Here is a 17,970-nt window from a genome sequence, read left to right on the forward strand (position 1 = left end):
ATTACTCCGGTTTGATTTTTATCGATAAAGCATGAATATATGGCATAAGGCTGCTAACGGCTTTATATATTTCCTTATGTGATGAGATTTTTCTCATAGAACTTAGTTTCTCAGAAGATATATTTAATGCAAAATGGTATTTACCTTCACTATAACCTTTATGCTTCACATGCTTATGGGTTTCATTAATTATTTCAATATTTGCTTGAGGATCTATTTTGGATAGTATTAACTCTTTAATTTGGTTTGTTACAGTAATACTATCCATCTCATAAAATCCTCGTTGGTGTAATTATTGTATCAAGTTTGATATCGTAGTTATCTATGATGATAGCATTATTTTGTTGCTCGTCAAAGGCTACGCCTATAGTTATGGGGGATTTTTTGTTCTTTTTAAAACTTAGTGAGTAGTCATAAAAACCACCACCCATACCCATTCGAAACTTATCTTTAGTAAAACCAACTATTGGAACTATAATTATATCTAACTCCCAGGCAGTTGTTATATCTTGAAGGTTATAAATAGGTTCTTTGATGCTATATTTATTTAAATAATAATTTTTAGAGTCTCTAGCAAACCATAGTCCATGTTTTATAAAAGGGTGAACTATTGGTAGGTAGATATTATTAAAATGAGAGTTTATTAATGATGTGTCTATTTCGTTTTTTAACGATAAGAAACTAGCTATATTTAAATCTTCATTTGGGAAAGTATCTTGTATATGCGAGATAACTTTTTGATTTGTTTGTTTAGATAAAAGCTCTTTATTTTCTAAGTTATTTCTAATCTTAAGTAGGTGTTTACGAATTTGAGTTTTATTCATAAGGATACTCTCAAATATAATAAATAGTTGTCCAGACTACCGTTTTAGCTCAATGTTCTTGATCCCTATTGGTATCAAGTGGGTGTCATAGTTTCAACGTTGGGCTTCTTTGTAAATGCAGAGCACCAAAGCTTGCTCTCTAGTCAAAACACCAAAACTCCCTGTTCTAATTAGTATCGGCTCAAGATTGTAGCTAAACCACTAATAATCCAGACAACTAAACTTTAAATTACATGGCTATTATAAATTACAGAAGCATTTGTTTGAATGCTTTATAGTAAAAAGTTTAGAGATATATTTCTTGACTTTCTTTAAAATGGTACAGTTAGAAATAATTTATAACAAATGGGCAGTCTACATGTTCGGTATATTGACAGCTAAAGTCTTTTAAATATGCATTTTGCTTTTTATAGACATGTAAGTTTTGGCTAGATTTCATAATAGCAGTTATTAGATGTGCTTCAATGTTTGAAAAATAGTAGCACTCTATTTCACACAGCTCTCCCTGACAATTGACAAGATTAGCACCTTTAAATGTAAGAGGATACTCTGGAAACTGGGTTGGGATTTGATCTTTAGCTGTCCACTGATATTTAAAGTTATGAAAGTTTGTCTCGGCAGTTAGACTATTGCCTATCTTTTTGAAGGCTTGAGGTGATGGGCAATAGTATATGCTTGGAGTTGAAAAGAGACATACTGGAGTTATAAAGAATAATAAAAGCAAATAATTCTTAAAGTAGAATATTTTTTTTATTTTAAATGTCATAAGTTTTTTATATCATGAAATTAGGACTTCTTATAAATGATTAGTATATATGAATACTGGGATATTTTCATTCTGCCAGATTGCCTCATTTAATAGAGTTGCGATTGATCCTAAGCAGATTCAACATGAATATGGTGATACTGATGGTAGTATAAGTAATGTTAACTTATTAAGAGCTATCAAAGCTAATAACTTTAGAGCTAAATCAGTCAAGCTTAAACCTAGAGATATCAACCCTAGAGTTTTACCTATCATTTTACAAGATAATAGTAATGAGTATTTTATTTTAGTAGGTATACAAAATGATGAATATATAGTTGTTCAGCAAGGCTCTAATGACTTATTAAAACTATCTGAATCAGATCTGGCTAGTATATATAGTAACAAAGCTATTCTTATAACTTATAAAGGCGCAGAGAAAGACTCTCAAGAAAGCTTTAATATTAAATGGTTTATACCTGCATTATGGAAATATAGACATATTTTTAAAGATGTTTTGATAGCTTCTTTATTTATCCAGCTATTTGGGCTAGTTACGCCATTTTTCTTTCAAGTAGTTATGGATAAGGTGATTATGCATAACGGCCTTACTACTTTAAATACATTGGCTATAGTATTTTTTGTAGTGGCAATATTTGAGGTTGTATTTGGAACTATTCGGACTTATTTGTTTAGTCATACAACATCTAGAGTTGATGTTGTCTTAGGTTCGAAGTTATTTTCACATTTGATGAAGCTGCCACTATCATATTTTGAGACACGCCAAGTTGGGCAGAATGTTGCAAGAGTTAAAGAGTTAGATAGCATTCGTAGTTTTATCACAAGTACAGCTTTGACATTAGTGATTGATCTATCTTTTACTTTTATATTTATCGCGGTTTTATTTTTGTATAGTTGGGAGCTGACGTTGATTGTATTAGGTACTATTCCTATATATTTTCTATTATCTTTATTTATCACACCTATATTAAAACATAGATTAGATAAAGTTTTTTCGACAGGTGCAAAAAATCAATCATTTTTGACTGAATCAATCACAGGCATACAAACAGTCAAAGCTAGTGCAATAGAACCACAGATGCAACGTAAATGGGAGGATAATCTTACTGAATATGTCAAAGCATCTTTTCGTTCGCAAAATTTAGGTAATGTAGCAGGTAATATTGCAGAGTTAGTGAGTAAGTTAACAACTATTGCAATTATATTTATAGGTGCGCATATGGTGATAGCGGGTAAGCTTACAGTGGGGCAATTAATAGCTTTTAATATGCTTGCAGCACGTGTAACACAGCCAATACTCAAGCTAGTGAACCTATGGCAAGAATTCCAACAAGCAGGGGTTTCGTTAAAAAGATTAGGTGATATTCTAAATTCACCAACAGAAGCATCAACCAAAGCAAGTAAAAGCGCTCTGCCATCATTTGAAGGTGATGTTAGTTTTAAAGATGTTAAATTTAGATATACTGCAGATAGTAAACCTGTATTAAATGGTGTAAGTTTAGATGTAAAAGCAGGCCAATCAATAGGAATCGTAGGTAGGTCAGGTAGTGGTAAAAGCACATTGACTAAACTCATTCAGAGATTATATCAACCAGAGTCAGGTAAAGTACTTGTCGATGGTGCTGATTTGACAACTGTTGATACAGTGTGGCTACGACAGAACATCGGTGTGGTACTACAAGAGAGTTTTATGTTTAATCGATCTATTCGTGAGAATATTGCTTTGACAAATCCAAGTGCAAGTATGGATAATGTAGTTGCAGCAGCTAAATATGCCGGTGCTCATGAGTTTATCTTAGAGCTTAAGGATGGTTATGACACAATTATCGAAGAGGGAGGTTCGAACTTCTCAGGAGGTCAAAAGCAAAGATTATCTATAGCTAGAGCACTAATGAATAATCCAAAGATACTTATCTTTGATGAGGCAACTTCAGCCCTAGATTATGAGTCTGAAAAAGTTATTCAAAGTAATATGGCAAAGATATCTCAAGGAAGAACAGTATTTATAATAGCGCATAGGTTATCTACAGTACAAAGTTGTGATCGTATAGTTTATATGGATCAGGGAGTTATTGTTGAAGATGGTAGTCATGAGGATCTTTTAGCAGAAAATGGTTGTTATGCAGCTTTATACAACTCTCAGCATCGCGGAGTAGCAAATGGATAATAAAGATACTCAAGAGCAAAATAACTCTGCAGAGAAAAAGAAATTATTACAAGCTGCTAAAGTGAAGGAGTTTTGGAAAAATCGTAAAGCACTAGCAGAGCAGCGTAATGCTAAGACAGATGCATATAGTTTTTTACCAGGTGTTTTAGAGGTTACTGATAAACCGCCGCATCCATTATTAAGAACGATATTATATTGTTTGATTTTTCTGGTGATATTTGTCTTAGTTTGGGCGTATTTTTGTAGGATCGATATTATCACAGTTGGTCAAGGTAAGATAATTCCAGCAGGAGATGTTAAGACTATTCAATCATCAGAAAAAGGTACTGTAATTAATCTTAATGTTGATAATAGTCAGATAGTTCATAAGGGCGATGTGCTGGTAGTATTAGAGTCAGAATATACTCAGTCAGATATCAATAAACTCAAAGAAGATATAGAGTTTTATAAGCTTAGGATATCGCGTGAGCAGATTTTATATAAGATGATAAAAAGTGATAAACGTAAGCAGATACCATTAGACCAGATTGATTATAAACCACCTGAAGGAGTTACAGATAAGTTAGATATTGAGCAATCAAAACGTCTACTTTGGCAACAGTGGGAGTCAGGAATAGCGAAGCTACTAACTTTAGAAGCAACACTATCTTCAAAAAAACAAGAAAAAGCTATAAGTGTAAATAGAACTCATCAGTTAGAGGAGATGCTAAAAATAATCAAAGAAAAATTAGAGACCTATACAAAACTATATAAGAAAAAAGCAGTAGCAAGGATGGAATACCTTGAGTATAGGGAGAAGTATTTAAATACATATTATGAGTTAGAAACTGAAAAAGGTAAGGATATGCAGCTGGATGCTGAGATTGCTGAAGCAAAAAGTAATCTGCAAAGCTATAAGTCAGAGACATATTTAAAAATATTAGAGACTATTCGTCAGGACAAGAAAGATCTCTATACATCAGAACAAGAGTTACATAAAGCTACTACATTAAATGGTAAAAATACAATTAGAGCACCAATAGATGGTATAGTTCATGAAATGCAAATACATACTATAGGAGCTGTTGTAACTCCTGCACAAGTCCTAATGCAGATAGTCCCACTAGATCAAAAGCTAGAAGCAGAGGTATATGTTAAAAATGAAGATATTGGTTATCTTAGAAAAGGCCAAACTGCTGAGGTTAAAGTAAATACATTCCCATTTGCAGAGTATGGTGTCTTACATGGTAAGGTTGAGCATATTTCTGGAGATGCTATAGAGGATGAAAGATTAGGTTTGGTATATAAATTAATAATAAGCTTAAATAACAATACTCTGCATAAAGATGGTGAGAGTTTTAAAATAGTACCAGGTATGGCAGTAGTAGCAGAGATTAAAACTGGTACAAGACGAGTGCTTGATTTCTTCACAGAGCCACTTACTCGAGGTATAGATAATAGTTTGAGAGAAAGATAGTTTTTGGGTATAGCTAACTTAAAAGATATGTCATTTTATAGCCTGACCATAGGATCTAAAGGATATTAATAAAATTTCTACTTTGTTAATGGATACTACGGTCGGAGCCGTAGTATGACGAAGGATATGGATTTTTTCTAATATAGTTAGTCTGAATAACTTTTGAAAGATTGTTTATCTAATCAGGACACACCATCAAAAACAGTAGTCATCCTCCTGCTTGACACGGAGATCTTTTAAATACTTGAGAGATTCCCGCCTCCGCGGGAATGACAGGTTTTATTTGACATAACTTATTCGGATTAACTATATTTGTTTTATGGACTACTAACCGCTAATGTACTGTAATTGTAATCAACAAATATTAATTTTATCTGTCATAAAAGTTTATATATTTAAAAGTAGAGATTAAAGTCTTCAAAAGTAATTGAATTAGAGATTATCAGGTCATAGAATGAATCTTAGGGTGTATTTCTATTTGTGAGATTTTAAATGAAAAAACTTTTGTTAATGATTTTCTTAGTAATTCCAGTGATGGGATATTGTGGTTTTATAGGTTGGATAACTGGTTATCCGGAGGTTAAAGCTAAAATAGAAAAAGCTCTTGAGCAGAAATATCATGGCGATAAGTTTGAGGTATCTGATGTTAGCTATTCCGAGAATTTAAGAGCATATAATTTTAAAGCAAAAGATATTACTAGAGATTTGATATCTGGAGGATCTTACTATGAAACAAAAGACGCTGTAGTAGATGATTTTAAATGGATGTTAGTTTCAGCACAGTGGAAAGAGTTATCAAAACCGATAATAGAAAAATATAGTAAAAACTATATTATGTTTGGAGGCTTAGGTACTGACTCACCTCTTAAAGAAAAGGGAGATAAAACTGATTATACAGGTAAGGCATTAGCTGATTTATTTGGAAAGCACCTAACTGTAAAACAATGGTTAAAAATAGATCATGATTATATTGGAGCAAAAACAGATCTTTATGTTGGAATGCCAAATAGTGCAGCTGGAGTATTAAAAGCACTAGAGCTAATTCAAGATTTAAATAACTACTATAGATCACTTAATTTATATACTTATGAATTAAGTATAACATTTATGAATGTACCAAAAGATTTAAACATTTATGATTTTGTTTATAACAAAAGTGAGAATGATAAAAAATATAGATTAAATGATTTTAAAAATGATGGTGATATTCAAAAATATGCGTGGGGCTGGATAAGGATATATGGTTGTGCAAAGAGTCTTAATTTTAAGAAGATTTGTAATAACTATAAGATTTATAAAAACCAAATGCCAACAGATAAGTTTGATATTGAGCTTATAAAAGAACGAAGTACGGCAGATAGAATTAATAATTTAAATGATATTGCTAAAGAGTTTCATTTGTATACAAATCCAGGTCATATAACTATGTGGCACGAAAACACAGTGAAGATAAAAGGTAAAATGAAAACTTTTCGTTCATATGCTTGGATACCATTAAGAATGGCATATCAGCCTTTAAAAGATACCAAATATTATTCACAAGTAAAAAATATATTAGCAAATCAGAAGTAGGAGAAGGGCATGAGTAACTTAATATCAAAGCCAGGATTTACAGACAAAGATACATCAATATTAAATGAAGTGGCTTTTGCAGAGGTGAATAAATGAACAAAAAACTAATAAAAACACTTTTAGGAGTTAGTCTACTAATACCAACACTAGCATACTGTGGTTTATGGGACTATGTCATAGGTAATCGCCTAAAGATGAACGAGATGAAGAGTTTTGCCAAGGACTATGCTGAGCAAAAATATCATCGTGATTATGAGGTGGTTAGTTTGGACTGGCAGTTAAAACAAGTTAGGATTAAACCAAGTGATAACAGTTCAGATGCTTGTTGGGTTTTGATTAATACAAAAAACTCTGATTGGAGTGCTAAATCAGACTGTGGTTATCAGATTATAACTAGAAAAATAGTAAATGATATAAACAAAAAAATTATCTCAAAAGATTTTAGTAGCAATGAGATAAGAATTAATTTTACTTGTAAAGAGGGCACTAGGTGTGGCTTGCCAAAATCACAGCTAATTGGAGATTATTGGAGTCTAAGCGCAGAAGAGTGGCTTAAAAAGTTTTATAAATATTTGCAGGTTGATGGAGTGACTATCAATGTTTTTGAAGTTGAAAGAAACCCTGAAAATATTGTTAAAATCATGGTAATGGTTAGAAGCCTAAATAAAGAATTATATAAAATTACAGGTACGCATATAATTCAGGCTTTAACACTTAAAGCTTATGAAAGCTCTGCTAAAGAGGTTAGAAAAGAACAAAAAAATGTCTGGAGTCATAAATACTCATATTGGTTCTTATATAGTGAGACTAATTGTAAAGCTAGAAGGTTAAAAGCTAATAGTCGATGTGGTAATGATTTGGTTGATTTAAATAAGATGAATATACAGGAGTTACTTGATTTCTCATCAAAATTCACTTACTTAACATCAGAAGATAAAAGAAAACAAGATTTTTTAAAAGACACCAAATATTATTCGCAAGTAAAAAACATATTATCAAATCAGAAGTAGGAGAAGGTCATGAGTAATTTAATATCAAAACCAGAATTTACAGATAAGGATACATCTATATTAAATGAAGTGGCTTTTGCAAAAGGTTTATATGGTTTAAAAGATAAAGACGGTAATTTAGATACTACATTTATTAAGAATCAAAGAGGTAAAAATTTAGCCGAGATCTTTTATACAAAAGATGGCTGGGTTAATACAGAAGTTGTCGAGTATGGAAGTGATTTATATTATAATTTGTTAAGTGATTCTAAGTATTATAAAGAGTCTCTTCAAAAATATACTTTAGTTGAGACAACTTCTACTATCGCAGCTAAACCCGGAGGGTATACTGATAACAGTCTATTGTATCAGGGCGAACAAACCTATCATGGCTTTGCCGTTACAGATGGTATAGCTACTGGATTTGTAAATAGAGGTACAGATGGTGCGATTGATCTTACACAGGATGCTCAAATGGCACTTTATCAATCAAACCCTCCTTATGTACAGCAATCAGTTGAGTTTATGCAAAATGTTTATGATCAGCAGAAAACTGATAAAAGAGGTGTTGATTTAGGTGCTGCCAAAGATAATGTCTTTACAACTGGTTTCTCACTTGGTAAGCCAGGTTCAGATGCTCAAGCATTATATGTATTAGAAAGCGGTAAAAATCTGATGGGCAATGTGAGCTTTGAAGGATATGGTACTACAGAAGTTTTACAAAGAGCTAATCCTGAGGCTTTCGCTACTTTTGAAAGTGTTCTAAAAAGTGTAACTATAAACTATGTGCGAGCAAATGATGCAGTACCAGAAAATTTTACATCTACTCAGTTTGGTCATGTAGTTCCAATCACTAGTGGCTACGGTATTGCAGATGGCTTTACTGATTTGTTTAATGGTGTAAATTTACATGGTATTAAAAACTATAGATTTAGCGCTTATGATGCTGAAGGTAATATAATTCCAGATCAGCTAAATACAGTTATGACACAAAAGTACTTATCTACATTGGATACACAAGCAAATACCATAAATCAACAACTTCAGAATTTAAGTACAACAGATTATGCAATTGAGTATTCTGAATATCTAGCAGATAAAGCTAATCCATTATATTTTAATAAAGATAATTTATTTAATGAATTAAATCAGATTGAGACAAAGAAAGGCTTTTTTGAAAAGGTATTTGGAGGTTATAACAACTACAATGGAGTAGATAATATCAGATACTCAGTAGATAATATTGTTATTGATGTGTTTGGAGGAGATCCTGCTAATCAGAATATATTACAAGTACTGAGTAAATCTATATCAGAGCAACCAAATGCAGAGGCTAAAAGTCAATTTATTGAGTCTCTAAAAAGTAGTGATTTAATCGATAATTTATTTGGAGTTGAGGGCTCTAGTACAGTAGTCAGTAGTGCAGATCTTATTCAAGATTTAGTATCAAAAACACTTGATTCTACTAGAGGTAATGTAATAGATCCCCTTGTACTTGATTTAGATGGAGATGGTATTGAAACCACATCTGTAGATCAAAAGATTTTGTTCGACCATAATGCAGATAATGTTAAAAGAGCTACTGGATGGTCAGGAGCTGATGATGGTCTATTAGTTCGCGATTTGGATAACTCGAATACTATAGATAGTGGTAGGGAACTCTTTGGAGATAATACTTTAAAAGCAGATGGTACAAAAGCAAAAGATGGTTTTGATGCTTTGAGTGATTTAGACTCCAATAACGATGGTGTATTTAATGAGCAAGACTCAGCATTTTCTGAAGTCAAAGTATGGAAAGACTCTGATCAAGATGGTGTGACAGATGAGGGAGAGTTACTAACTCTAGCCGAGGCAGGTGTAGAGAGTATAAATCTAACAGGCCAAGCAACAGCAATTGCTACAGATGGAGGAGTCATCTCAAAAACTGGTAGCTATACACGTACAGATGCTACTACAGCAAGTATTGGAAATCTAGATTTTAATCAAAACGCTATTTATAGAGAATTTACGGATAAATTAGACACATCATCATTTGATGGAATGTTGAATGTCCAAGGTATAGGAGCAGTTAGAGATTTACAACAAGCAGCAGCTTTAAGTCCAGCTTTAGCTGATATTTTAGTGCAAATAAAAGATGCTGATAATTATAAGGCTAAAACTAGTTTTACAGATAATCTACTTCAAGAATGGGTCAAAACATCAGGACATATTTCAAAAGTTGATAGTTTGGATGGCTTAACTTTATCTGATAATACAAGAGTATATTATAACGAGCCACTTTATGAAGTGCGTGATGTTATGAATAAGACCCGAGTAGTAGAGGCTTTATCAACACAAGAGATTTTTAATTATGAAATTACTGATAAAGGTTCTTATCATCAGTTATCTATAAGTGTAGGACATAGTAAAACAAACTTTTTTGGTGCAAGTAGTGTTTATGGGATATCAAAAGGAGGAAGTTTATCATTATCTGGAGGAAGTTTCCCATATACTACTGATCATTTAAGGTATATATATGAAGCCTACGATGGGTTAGTATCATCAGTTAATGAGTCAATATTTATACAGTCAGAATATCCAAAAATAGTTGAAAATCTACAGTTTGAATTTAATGCTGAGACTAGTGAGATAGAAGTTAATTTTGATGGAGTTAATGAGTATATACATGAGCAAATGATAGATAGTTTAGACTTGGGATTGGACATTTATAAGAGCTTAGAAAAATATATGGGTACAACTTTTGAAAATTATGGTTATGACTTTGATTTAGAGAGTTTTATTAGGGATATACCAAGTGATATCTTAGAACAAATAAATCTAAATAATGATGCTAAGATAGAAATATCATCAAATGTGACAGTAAGTGGTAGCTCAGATAATGATGTAATATTAGGAGGCTCTGAAAATAATAATATAGATGGAGGTTCAGGAAATGACTACATTTTAGGTGGGGATGGAGATGATACTATCCATGGAGGCAAGGGTCACGATATTATAGATGGTGGAGCAGGTGATGATATCCTCACCGGAGGAGACTCGTGGGGAGGAGATGATACTCTTCTAGGAGGCAGTGGTAGTGATACTATTAGTACTAGTCAAAGAAGTTGGAATAGCATCGTAGAAGGAGGTTTAGATAATGATACTCTTATACTTAGTCATGGATCTATAGATACAGTTAGATATAATCTAGGAGATGGTTTTGATACCGTTAAGAAAACTCATGGAAACTGGAATGAGAGAAATGATTCAGATAGGGTTTTATTTGGTGAAGGAATATCTCAAGAGGATATAAGCTTTTATAAACAAAATAATGACTTACTAATTTTTGTTAAAGATGATTCTACTCAAGGAATGAAAATTGAAGACTTTTATAATTCAGATATAAACTCTAGATCACAAATTGGAAGTTTTGAATTTAGTGATGGAACTATTATAAATGCTTCAGATTTAAATCTTGATATTGTAGGGACATCTGAAGATGATGTTTTATCAGGCTCTGATTTGGGAGAATTCCTAATTGGAAATGAAGGGAATGATACTTTAAGAGCTGGAAAAGGTAATGATACCTTACAAGGTGGTCAAGGTAATGATAAATTATATGGAGATGATAATAATGACACCTTAGAAGGTGGGTTTGGTGATGACTACCTAGATGGAGGCTCACATAATGATGTTTTAATAGGAGGAGAAGGTAACGATACACTCCAAGGAGGCTATGGAAGTGATAAGCTATATGGAGGAGCTGGAGATGATACTATTCATACTGGAAGCTGGTTAGATCGCACATCCAATTATGTAGAAGGTGGTCAAGGTAATGATACGATCATTTCGAACTGGGGGGCTAGGAATAATACTTATAAATATAATTTAGGTGATGGCTTTGATGTAATTAAGAATCAAGGTATTCATTTTGATCATAATTACCGAGATCATCGAGTATTATTTGGAGAAGGAATATCTCAAGAGGATGTAGACTTTCAAAAGCAAGGTAATCATTTAGTTATTATAGTTAATGGGGATGAATCTCAGGGAATGAGATTAGATAACTTTTATTTAAATGAGGCTAGATATAGATCACCAGTTAATAGATTTGAGTTTAATGATGGAAGTATTGTAAATGCTTCAGATTTAAACTTTGATATTGTAGGAACATCTGAAAATGATGTCTTATCAGGATCAGACTGGTCAGAATCTCTTATTGGTAATGAAGGAAATGATACATTAAAAGCTGGAAAGGGTAATGATACCCTACAAGGTGGTCAAGGGAATGATAAATTATATGGAGAAGATAATAACGACACCTTAGAAGGAGGAGCAGGAGATGACTACCTAGATGGAGGCTCACATAATGATGTTTTAATAGGAGGAGAAGGTAACGATACACTCCAAGGAGGCTCTGGTAATGATAAGCTATATGGAGGAGCTGGAGATGATACTATCCATACAGGTAATTGGCTAAATCAGGAATCAAATTATGTAGAAGGTGGTAAAGGAAATGATACAATCATTTCAAACTGGGGAGCTAGTGGAAATATATATAAGTATAATCTAGGAGATGATTTTGATGTAATTAAGAGACAGAACACAAGTAGTGTATATGCTCATAGAAATCATAAGGTATTGTTTGGCGAAGGTATAAGCTTCGAAGATTTAAGCTTTGCTAAACAAGGAAATCATTTAGTAGTTACAATTGGTGGCGATGATAGTCAAGGGATAAGGATTGAGAATTTTTATCATTCAAGTAGTAGCTATTACTCACCAGTAAATAGATTTGAATTTGCTGATGGAAGTGTACTTGATATGTCAGATATTACGATAGGCACAGATCAATCAGATACTTTAACTGGTAATGATAATAGTAATTTCATATATGGTGTTGATGGAGATGATATTATCTCGGGAAATGAAGGCTCAGATATAATCACAGGTGGAGCGGGTAATGATTCTATAAGTATATCAGGCACAGAGAATATAATCAAATACAATCTAGGAGATGGTTTTGATAGTATTAGCTCACTGGGTGAGGGTTATGAAGGTAGTGATAAAATAGTATTTGGCGAAGGAATCACTCAAGAAGACTTAAGCTATAACCAAGATGGTAATGATTTAGTTATTAATGTCAAAGGTGATGAAACACAAGGATTTAGACTAGTTAATTTTGGTGTTGAGCAAGGTAGTAACATAGGTAGCTTTGAATTTGCGGATGGTACACTAGCTTCTCCTAGAGATATCTTAGATCAGATGAATAAGCCAGAACCAACCCATATAGGTACAGATTTATCAGAAAAGATAATAGGTACAAATGATGCGGTAGATGTTGTCCATGCTGGAGCTGGAGATGATACAGTTTATCTAGGTTCAGGTGATGATATAGCAGATGCTGGCGATGGTAATGATATAGTTAAAGCTCTAAATGGTGGTAATAATACTATAGATGGAGGATCTGGTAACGATAGGATAGAAACTTGGGCTGGTGCAGATAGATTATCAGGTGGTTTAGGTGATGATATTATCAAAGCCGGAGCTGGCGATGATGTTATAACTGGTGGCTTAGGTAATGATGATATCAGTGGAGAGTTAGGAAATAACGTTATCAACTATAATCTAGGTGATGGACTAGATACAATCAGAGCAGCTAAGTTAGATGTTACAGATCAGACAGATAAGATAGTATTTGGTGAAAATATATCTCAAGATGATGTTCAATATTTGCAAAGAAATGAAGATTTATTTGTTCAAGTAGGAGCAGATCCTGAACAAGGATTATTAGTTAAGAAATTCTATGAAAAGAGTGGCTATCAAACTAAAGTATCAGGCTTTGAGTTTACAGATGGTAGTTTTAAAGCTATAGAGGATATCCAACCAGTCACATTAGGTACAGATTCATCAGATAAGATAGTAGGTACAAATGATATAGTAGATGTTGTACATGCAGGAGCTGGAGATGATACAGTTTATTTAGGCTCAGGGGATGATATAGCAGATGCTGGTGCTGGTAATGATATAGTTAAAGCTCTAAATGGTGGAGATAATACTATAGATGGAGGATCTGGTAACGATAGGATAGAAACTGGAGCAGGCTCAGATAAATTATCAGGAGGCTTAGGTAATGATATTATTAAAGCTGGGGCTGGTGATGATGTTATAACTGGAGGCCAGGGAGATGATGTTTTAGCTGGAGGAGCAGGATCAGATACTTATAATTATTCAACTGGAGATGGTAGTGATACTATCAATTTAGCGGGAGATGGCTCTACAGATACACTAAAGCTAGATGATATTTCAAAAGAAGATATATTATTTTCAAGATCAGATGATGACTTGCTGATAGACTTCAGTGATCAATTATCCTCTTTACGTATAGATGATTATTTTGAGTCACAGTTTAATAATGACGCGCTTATTATAGATACAAATGATGAGTTTCAGATGTTATTAGCAGCAAATTCAAATAAGATGGCAGAGATCATAGCAGCAAATACATCAGATGATGATATTGATGGAGGTAGTGTAGATGGTAGTAATCAAACTACCACACAAGTTGATGCTTCACAGTTAGCTGATCTGTGGGTACCTAAGAATAATAACAATATATAGTTTCAGTAAAGTTATATGATATAAAGTAGGATAGTTTATTTATAAGCCAATTTTTCATATAAGTAATCAATTACAATTTTGTTCTTTTTGAGAAATAAACTTTGTTTGTTGTAGAGTAAATACATATTGTTTTGGAAATGGTTTGCTGTGACTTTATATTTATTAAGTAGACTAACAAGTTGTCCACTTTCTATATATGGTTCGACAAGAGGTTTTGGAAGTAGTGATACACCAGTACCATTTAGAATTGCTTTTAGAATTAGCTCGGTACTGTTACTTTCAAGATTTGAATATTCACTGGGATTTAAACGCGTTTCAATATCATTGTATTTTAGAAGCCAAGTATGATATGCACTATTTAATTGAAGTACTAGTAAATTATGTTGTTTTAGTTGCTCAGCATTAATGATTTCAGGGTGTTTTTCAATATATTTAGGTGAAGCAACTAAGTTGTAATCATATGAAAAAAGTCTTTTTACTAAAAAGTTTGAGTCATGAATTTTTCCAGCGCGAATAAAAATATCATAGTTAGATGTTTCTAGATTAAGCCATTTAGAAGTACAATCTATAATAATCTTGATGTTTGGGTATAGCTCATTGAAGTCTTTTATCAAAGGGGCTATATATTGATGTGCAAAATACTCAGGTGAGGTGATCTTTACAACACCACTAGCAGAATTGCTATTCTCTAGTAGTGTTTTTTTTGTATTATCAATTTGATTTAAAATAGCATTAATTTCTTCAAGAAATATAACTCCAGCATTAGTAAGTTTTATATGTCGTGTGCTACGTTGGACTAGTTCAATATTTAGCTCTTGCTCAAGCTGCTGAATTGTCCTTGAGACTGATGAGTTTGCAAGATTTAAGATCTGAGCTGTTTTTGTGAAACTATTTGTTTTAGCTAATAGTTGAAATACACGGTATGGAAATAAGGTCTCACTCATAATGATATACTATAGTTATAAAATATTAAGTATCACATACTAGCTATTATCACATAACAAAACCTAGATGCTTAAATTAATTACTACAAAAAAATCGAATACTCTTTTCGAAATTGGCTACTTTTTCTTTAAAAAGAATTTATCTAAATTAGTGTATAACCTTTTGTTTAAACTACAAATATATTTAAGGATTGTCATTATGCATAGAATATCATCGCCTTATTTTAAAGATAAGTTAATCGCTAAAAATAGATTAGTTGCTTCAGCAATGACTACAATGCAGAGTTGTTCGGATGGTTTTGTTAGCGAAAAAGAGTATTTATGGTTAGAAAAAATGGCACAAGGAGGCTTTGGTACTATTATTACATGTGCTAGTCATGTATCTAAAACTGGTCAAAGTTGGGAAGGGCAAATGGCTATTTATGATGATAAATATCTCCCTGGCTTGAAAAAATTAGCAAATATGATCAAATCATATACAGCTATTGGTCTGGTTCAACTTTTTCATGGAGGTTCAAGATCCCCTAAAAGTATAACAGGAGTTCAGCCTAGTAGTGCTAGTGAATTTCATCTACCTATTGCTGATTTTGAGACTCCTAGAGAACTTAGAGTTATTGAGATTGAAGCTATAGTTAAAGATTTTGCTAGTGCTACAAAACGAGCTTATCAAGCGGGATTTTCTGGTGTTGAAATTCATGCGGCTAATGGTTATTTATTTACGCAATTTATCAGTACTACGACAAACTTACGTAATGATGAGTATGGAGGAGATTTAAAAGGGCGCTCTAAACTACTTTTGGATGTTGTAAGGGCTTGTAGGTCTTGTGTTCCTGATGATTTCATTATAGGAGTGAAGCTATCTCCATTAGGAGATGGTTTGGATGTTAATGAAATGATCCAGATAGCAGCTATGATAACCAAAGAAGGTGTAGATTTTATAAATCTATCACTTGTGAATGTACAGATGTCTCTAGATAGCTCTAATAGTGATTCTAAGCCTTTAGTTAGCTATGTATGTCAAAGACTAGGTTCAAAGGTGACTTTATTATCAGGTGGAGGTATTTATACAGCAAAGCAGGCAAAACAAGCAATTGATTTAGGCCTAGATTTTATCACTTTAGGACGAGCTGCTATTGGTAATCCAAACTGGCCAAATTTAGTTCAAGAGAATCAGAATATTGATATTCCTCCTTATAAAGAAGAAGATCTTCAAAAGATTATTAGTCAAGAGTTTTTACAATATATTAAGACTCAGCTGCCTCCAGGATTTACTCAAACATTAATTGATAATATATAAGCTTATTCTTTGATTTAATATCGTCTATAATTTAGATATGGATGTTTGAAGTTTAAGCTCTAGTTTGGAAAGAAAAAAACGTTGTTTTGGTAATAAAGAAGGTCAAGAAATTTACGCTGAGTATCATGATAATGAGTGGGGTATCCCAAAGTATGATGATAAAGAACTTTTTGAACTGTTGATTTTAGAAGGAGCTCAAGCTGGTTTAAATTGGGAAACTATATTAAAAAAGAGGCAAGGATATAGAGCTGTATTCTATGATTTTGATCCTGTAAAAGTCTCAAATATGTCAGATATAGAATTAGAGTCTTTGCGGTCAAATCCAAAAATTATTCGTAATAAATTAAAGATTTACTCTGCTAGAAAAAATGCTCAAATATTTCTTAAAATTCAAAAAGAATTCGGTAGTTTTTCTAATTATTTATGGTCATTTGTAAATAATAAACCAATTAAAAATAGCTGGCAATCTTATAAGGATGTTCCAGCATCTACAGATATTAGTGAGAAAATTTCAAAAGATTTGAAAAAGAGAGGCATGAGTTTTGTAGGTCCAACAATTATTTATGCTTATATGCAAGCAGCAGGCTTAGTCAATGATCATTTGGTAGATTGTTGGTGTTATAATAGATCTAAATTTTAACTAAATTTGTTAAACTTCAGTAATGACAATTTGATTGGTAGTGTATGATATATAGTAAGCACATTAAATCTAAAAACGATTCAAATAAGCATATAGTATTCTTCCATGGTGGGCCAGGTATTGCTTCTCATAATATATATAGAAACTTCTGGGATAAGTTTAATACAGACTTTCATATACACTATTTAGATTATAGAAATCATGGGTATAGTGATGATTATGAGAATTTTTCTCTAGACTATGTTGCTGATGACTACTATGAGTATATAACAAGCCTAAATGACAAAAATATTGTAATTTATTTGGCAGGAGTTTCACTTGGTGGATGGGTTATATTAGAATTTCTTAGTAAATATTATGAAAAACTAAGCTCTAAGATACAAAAAATTGTTATTTGTAATTCAGAACATAGGATTTGTAAAGAGAGTATTTTGAATAATTATTCAAAAGGATTTTCTGAAGAAGCTTTTAATACTGTTAAAGAAATGTTCTCTGATAATCCAAATCCAGATATTGGAAAGCGATATATGGAAAATTGTGTATGTGGAGAAGGAAAATCATACACCCCAGATGATATCGCTAAATTTGTCCTTAGATTTAATTACAAACTATTTTATGAGTTTTATAAAAACAAAATGTATTTAGGCTCTGTGCACAAAAATAAATTTTCATCGAAGCCAAATAAAAGTACAAGCTAATTTAATCATTCCTAGATATG

12 protein-coding genes and 1 other RNA gene are annotated in these 17,970 nt (G+C 32.5%); 8 read left to right on the forward strand and 5 right to left on the reverse strand.

The annotated features are described in order from the left end of the window. Position 1: 1 nt before the first annotated feature. The 4 genes from AB8E56_RS03720 to AB8E56_RS03735 all read right to left on the reverse strand — a co-directional run bounded on the left by AB8E56_RS03720 (position 2) and on the right by AB8E56_RS03735 (position 1,590). Positions 2 to 268: a BolA family protein gene (locus AB8E56_RS03720; protein ID WP_329478104.1), complete on the reverse strand. Its 267-nt coding sequence runs from the start codon at positions 266 to 268 to the stop codon at positions 2 to 4. 1 nt (position 269) lies between these two features. Further along, positions 270 to 824 (reverse strand): 5-formyltetrahydrofolate cyclo-ligase, encoded by a 555-nt coding sequence (locus AB8E56_RS03725; RefSeq protein WP_329478107.1) that lies wholly within the window; start codon positions 822 to 824, stop codon positions 270 to 272. A gap of 24 nt (positions 825 to 848) precedes the next feature. Continuing rightward, a non-coding RNA gene (gene ssrS, locus AB8E56_RS03730) (6S RNA) lies at positions 849 to 1,043 on the reverse strand. Between the two features lie 106 nt (positions 1,044 to 1,149). Continuing rightward, positions 1,150 to 1,590: a hypothetical protein gene (locus tag AB8E56_RS03735; protein WP_329478109.1), complete on the reverse strand. Its 441-nt coding sequence runs from the start codon at positions 1,588 to 1,590 to the stop codon at positions 1,150 to 1,152. Positions 1,591 to 1,639: 49 nt separating this feature from the next. On the opposite strand from AB8E56_RS03735, the gene AB8E56_RS03740 reads away from it, so the two are divergent. From AB8E56_RS03740 to AB8E56_RS03760, 5 genes are all read left to right on the forward strand, one after another. Next, positions 1,640 to 3,757, forward strand: coding sequence for a type I secretion system permease/ATPase (locus AB8E56_RS03740; protein WP_329478111.1), 2,118 nt, complete (start codon positions 1,640 to 1,642; stop codon positions 3,755 to 3,757). Next, positions 3,750 to 5,213, forward strand: coding sequence for an HlyD family type I secretion periplasmic adaptor subunit (locus AB8E56_RS03745; RefSeq protein ID WP_329478113.1), 1,464 nt, complete (start codon positions 3,750 to 3,752; stop codon positions 5,211 to 5,213). Before AB8E56_RS03740 ends, AB8E56_RS03745 begins: the two co-directional genes overlap by 8 nt. A gap of 492 nt (positions 5,214 to 5,705) precedes the next feature. Then, the gene (locus AB8E56_RS03750; RefSeq protein ID WP_329478115.1) at positions 5,706 to 6,785 is read left to right on the forward strand and encodes a hypothetical protein; all 1,080 of its coding nucleotides are present in this window, start codon (positions 5,706 to 5,708) and stop codon (positions 6,783 to 6,785) included. A 92-nt stretch (positions 6,786 to 6,877) separates the two neighbouring features. Next, entirely contained in the window at positions 6,878 to 7,795 is a 918-nt protein-coding gene (locus AB8E56_RS03755; RefSeq protein WP_329478117.1) for a hypothetical protein, read from the forward strand. 9 nt (positions 7,796 to 7,804) lie between these two features. Continuing rightward, entirely contained in the window at positions 7,805 to 14,371 is a 6,567-nt protein-coding gene (locus tag AB8E56_RS03760; RefSeq protein ID WP_329478120.1) for a calcium-binding protein, read from the forward strand. A 35-nt stretch (positions 14,372 to 14,406) separates the two neighbouring features. Here AB8E56_RS03760 and AB8E56_RS03765 read toward each other — a convergent pair whose 3' ends face one another. Continuing rightward, on the reverse strand, positions 14,407 to 15,315 hold the full coding sequence (locus AB8E56_RS03765) for a LysR family transcriptional regulator (protein ID WP_329478122.1): 909 nt from the start codon (positions 15,313 to 15,315) through the stop codon (positions 14,407 to 14,409). Between the two features lie 199 nt (positions 15,316 to 15,514). On the opposite strand from AB8E56_RS03765, the gene AB8E56_RS03770 reads away from it, so the two are divergent. From AB8E56_RS03770 to AB8E56_RS03780, 3 genes are all read left to right on the forward strand, one after another. Further along, the gene (locus tag AB8E56_RS03770) at positions 15,515 to 16,612 is read left to right on the forward strand and encodes an NADH:flavin oxidoreductase (protein WP_329478124.1); all 1,098 of its coding nucleotides are present in this window, start codon (positions 15,515 to 15,517) and stop codon (positions 16,610 to 16,612) included. Between the two features lie 64 nt (positions 16,613 to 16,676). Next, positions 16,677 to 17,252 (forward strand): DNA-3-methyladenine glycosylase I, encoded by a 576-nt coding sequence (locus tag AB8E56_RS03775; RefSeq protein ID WP_329478126.1) that lies wholly within the window; start codon positions 16,677 to 16,679, stop codon positions 17,250 to 17,252. Positions 17,253 to 17,296: 44 nt separating this feature from the next. Then, on the forward strand, positions 17,297 to 17,950 hold the full coding sequence (locus AB8E56_RS03780) for an alpha/beta fold hydrolase (protein WP_329478128.1): 654 nt from the start codon (positions 17,297 to 17,299) through the stop codon (positions 17,948 to 17,950). Positions 17,951 to 17,970: the final 20 nt, after the last annotated feature.

Source organism: Francisella sp. 19X1-34 (assembly GCF_041102755.1).
In the GTDB taxonomy this organism is placed as follows: Bacteria; Pseudomonadota; Gammaproteobacteria; order Francisellales; family Francisellaceae; genus Francisella.

Bases quoted from the DNA above. Each gene is read 5' to 3' on its own strand.
- AB8E56_RS03720 (WP_329478104.1), bottom strand. From the start codon at position 268: ATGGATAGTATTACTGTAACAAACCAAATTAAAGAGTTAATACTATCC.
- AB8E56_RS03725 (WP_329478107.1), bottom strand. From the start codon at position 824: ATGAATAAAACTCAAATTCGTAAACACCTACTTAAGATTAGAAATAAC.
- AB8E56_RS03735 (WP_329478109.1), bottom strand. From the start codon at position 1,590: ATGACATTTAAAATAAAAAAAATATTCTACTTTAAGAATTATTTGCTT.
- AB8E56_RS03740 (WP_329478111.1), top strand. From the start codon at position 1,640: ATGAATACTGGGATATTTTCATTCTGCCAGATTGCCTCATTTAATAGA.
- AB8E56_RS03745 (WP_329478113.1), top strand. From the start codon at position 3,750: ATGGATAATAAAGATACTCAAGAGCAAAATAACTCTGCAGAGAAAAAG.
- AB8E56_RS03750 (WP_329478115.1), top strand. From the start codon at position 5,706: ATGAAAAAACTTTTGTTAATGATTTTCTTAGTAATTCCAGTGATGGGA.
- AB8E56_RS03755 (WP_329478117.1), top strand. From the start codon at position 6,878: ATGAACAAAAAACTAATAAAAACACTTTTAGGAGTTAGTCTACTAATA.
- AB8E56_RS03760 (WP_329478120.1), top strand. From the start codon at position 7,805: ATGAGTAATTTAATATCAAAACCAGAATTTACAGATAAGGATACATCT.
- AB8E56_RS03765 (WP_329478122.1), bottom strand. From the start codon at position 15,315: ATGAGTGAGACCTTATTTCCATACCGTGTATTTCAACTATTAGCTAAA.
- AB8E56_RS03770 (WP_329478124.1), top strand. From the start codon at position 15,515: ATGCATAGAATATCATCGCCTTATTTTAAAGATAAGTTAATCGCTAAA.
- AB8E56_RS03780 (WP_329478128.1), top strand. From the start codon at position 17,297: ATGATATATAGTAAGCACATTAAATCTAAAAACGATTCAAATAAGCAT.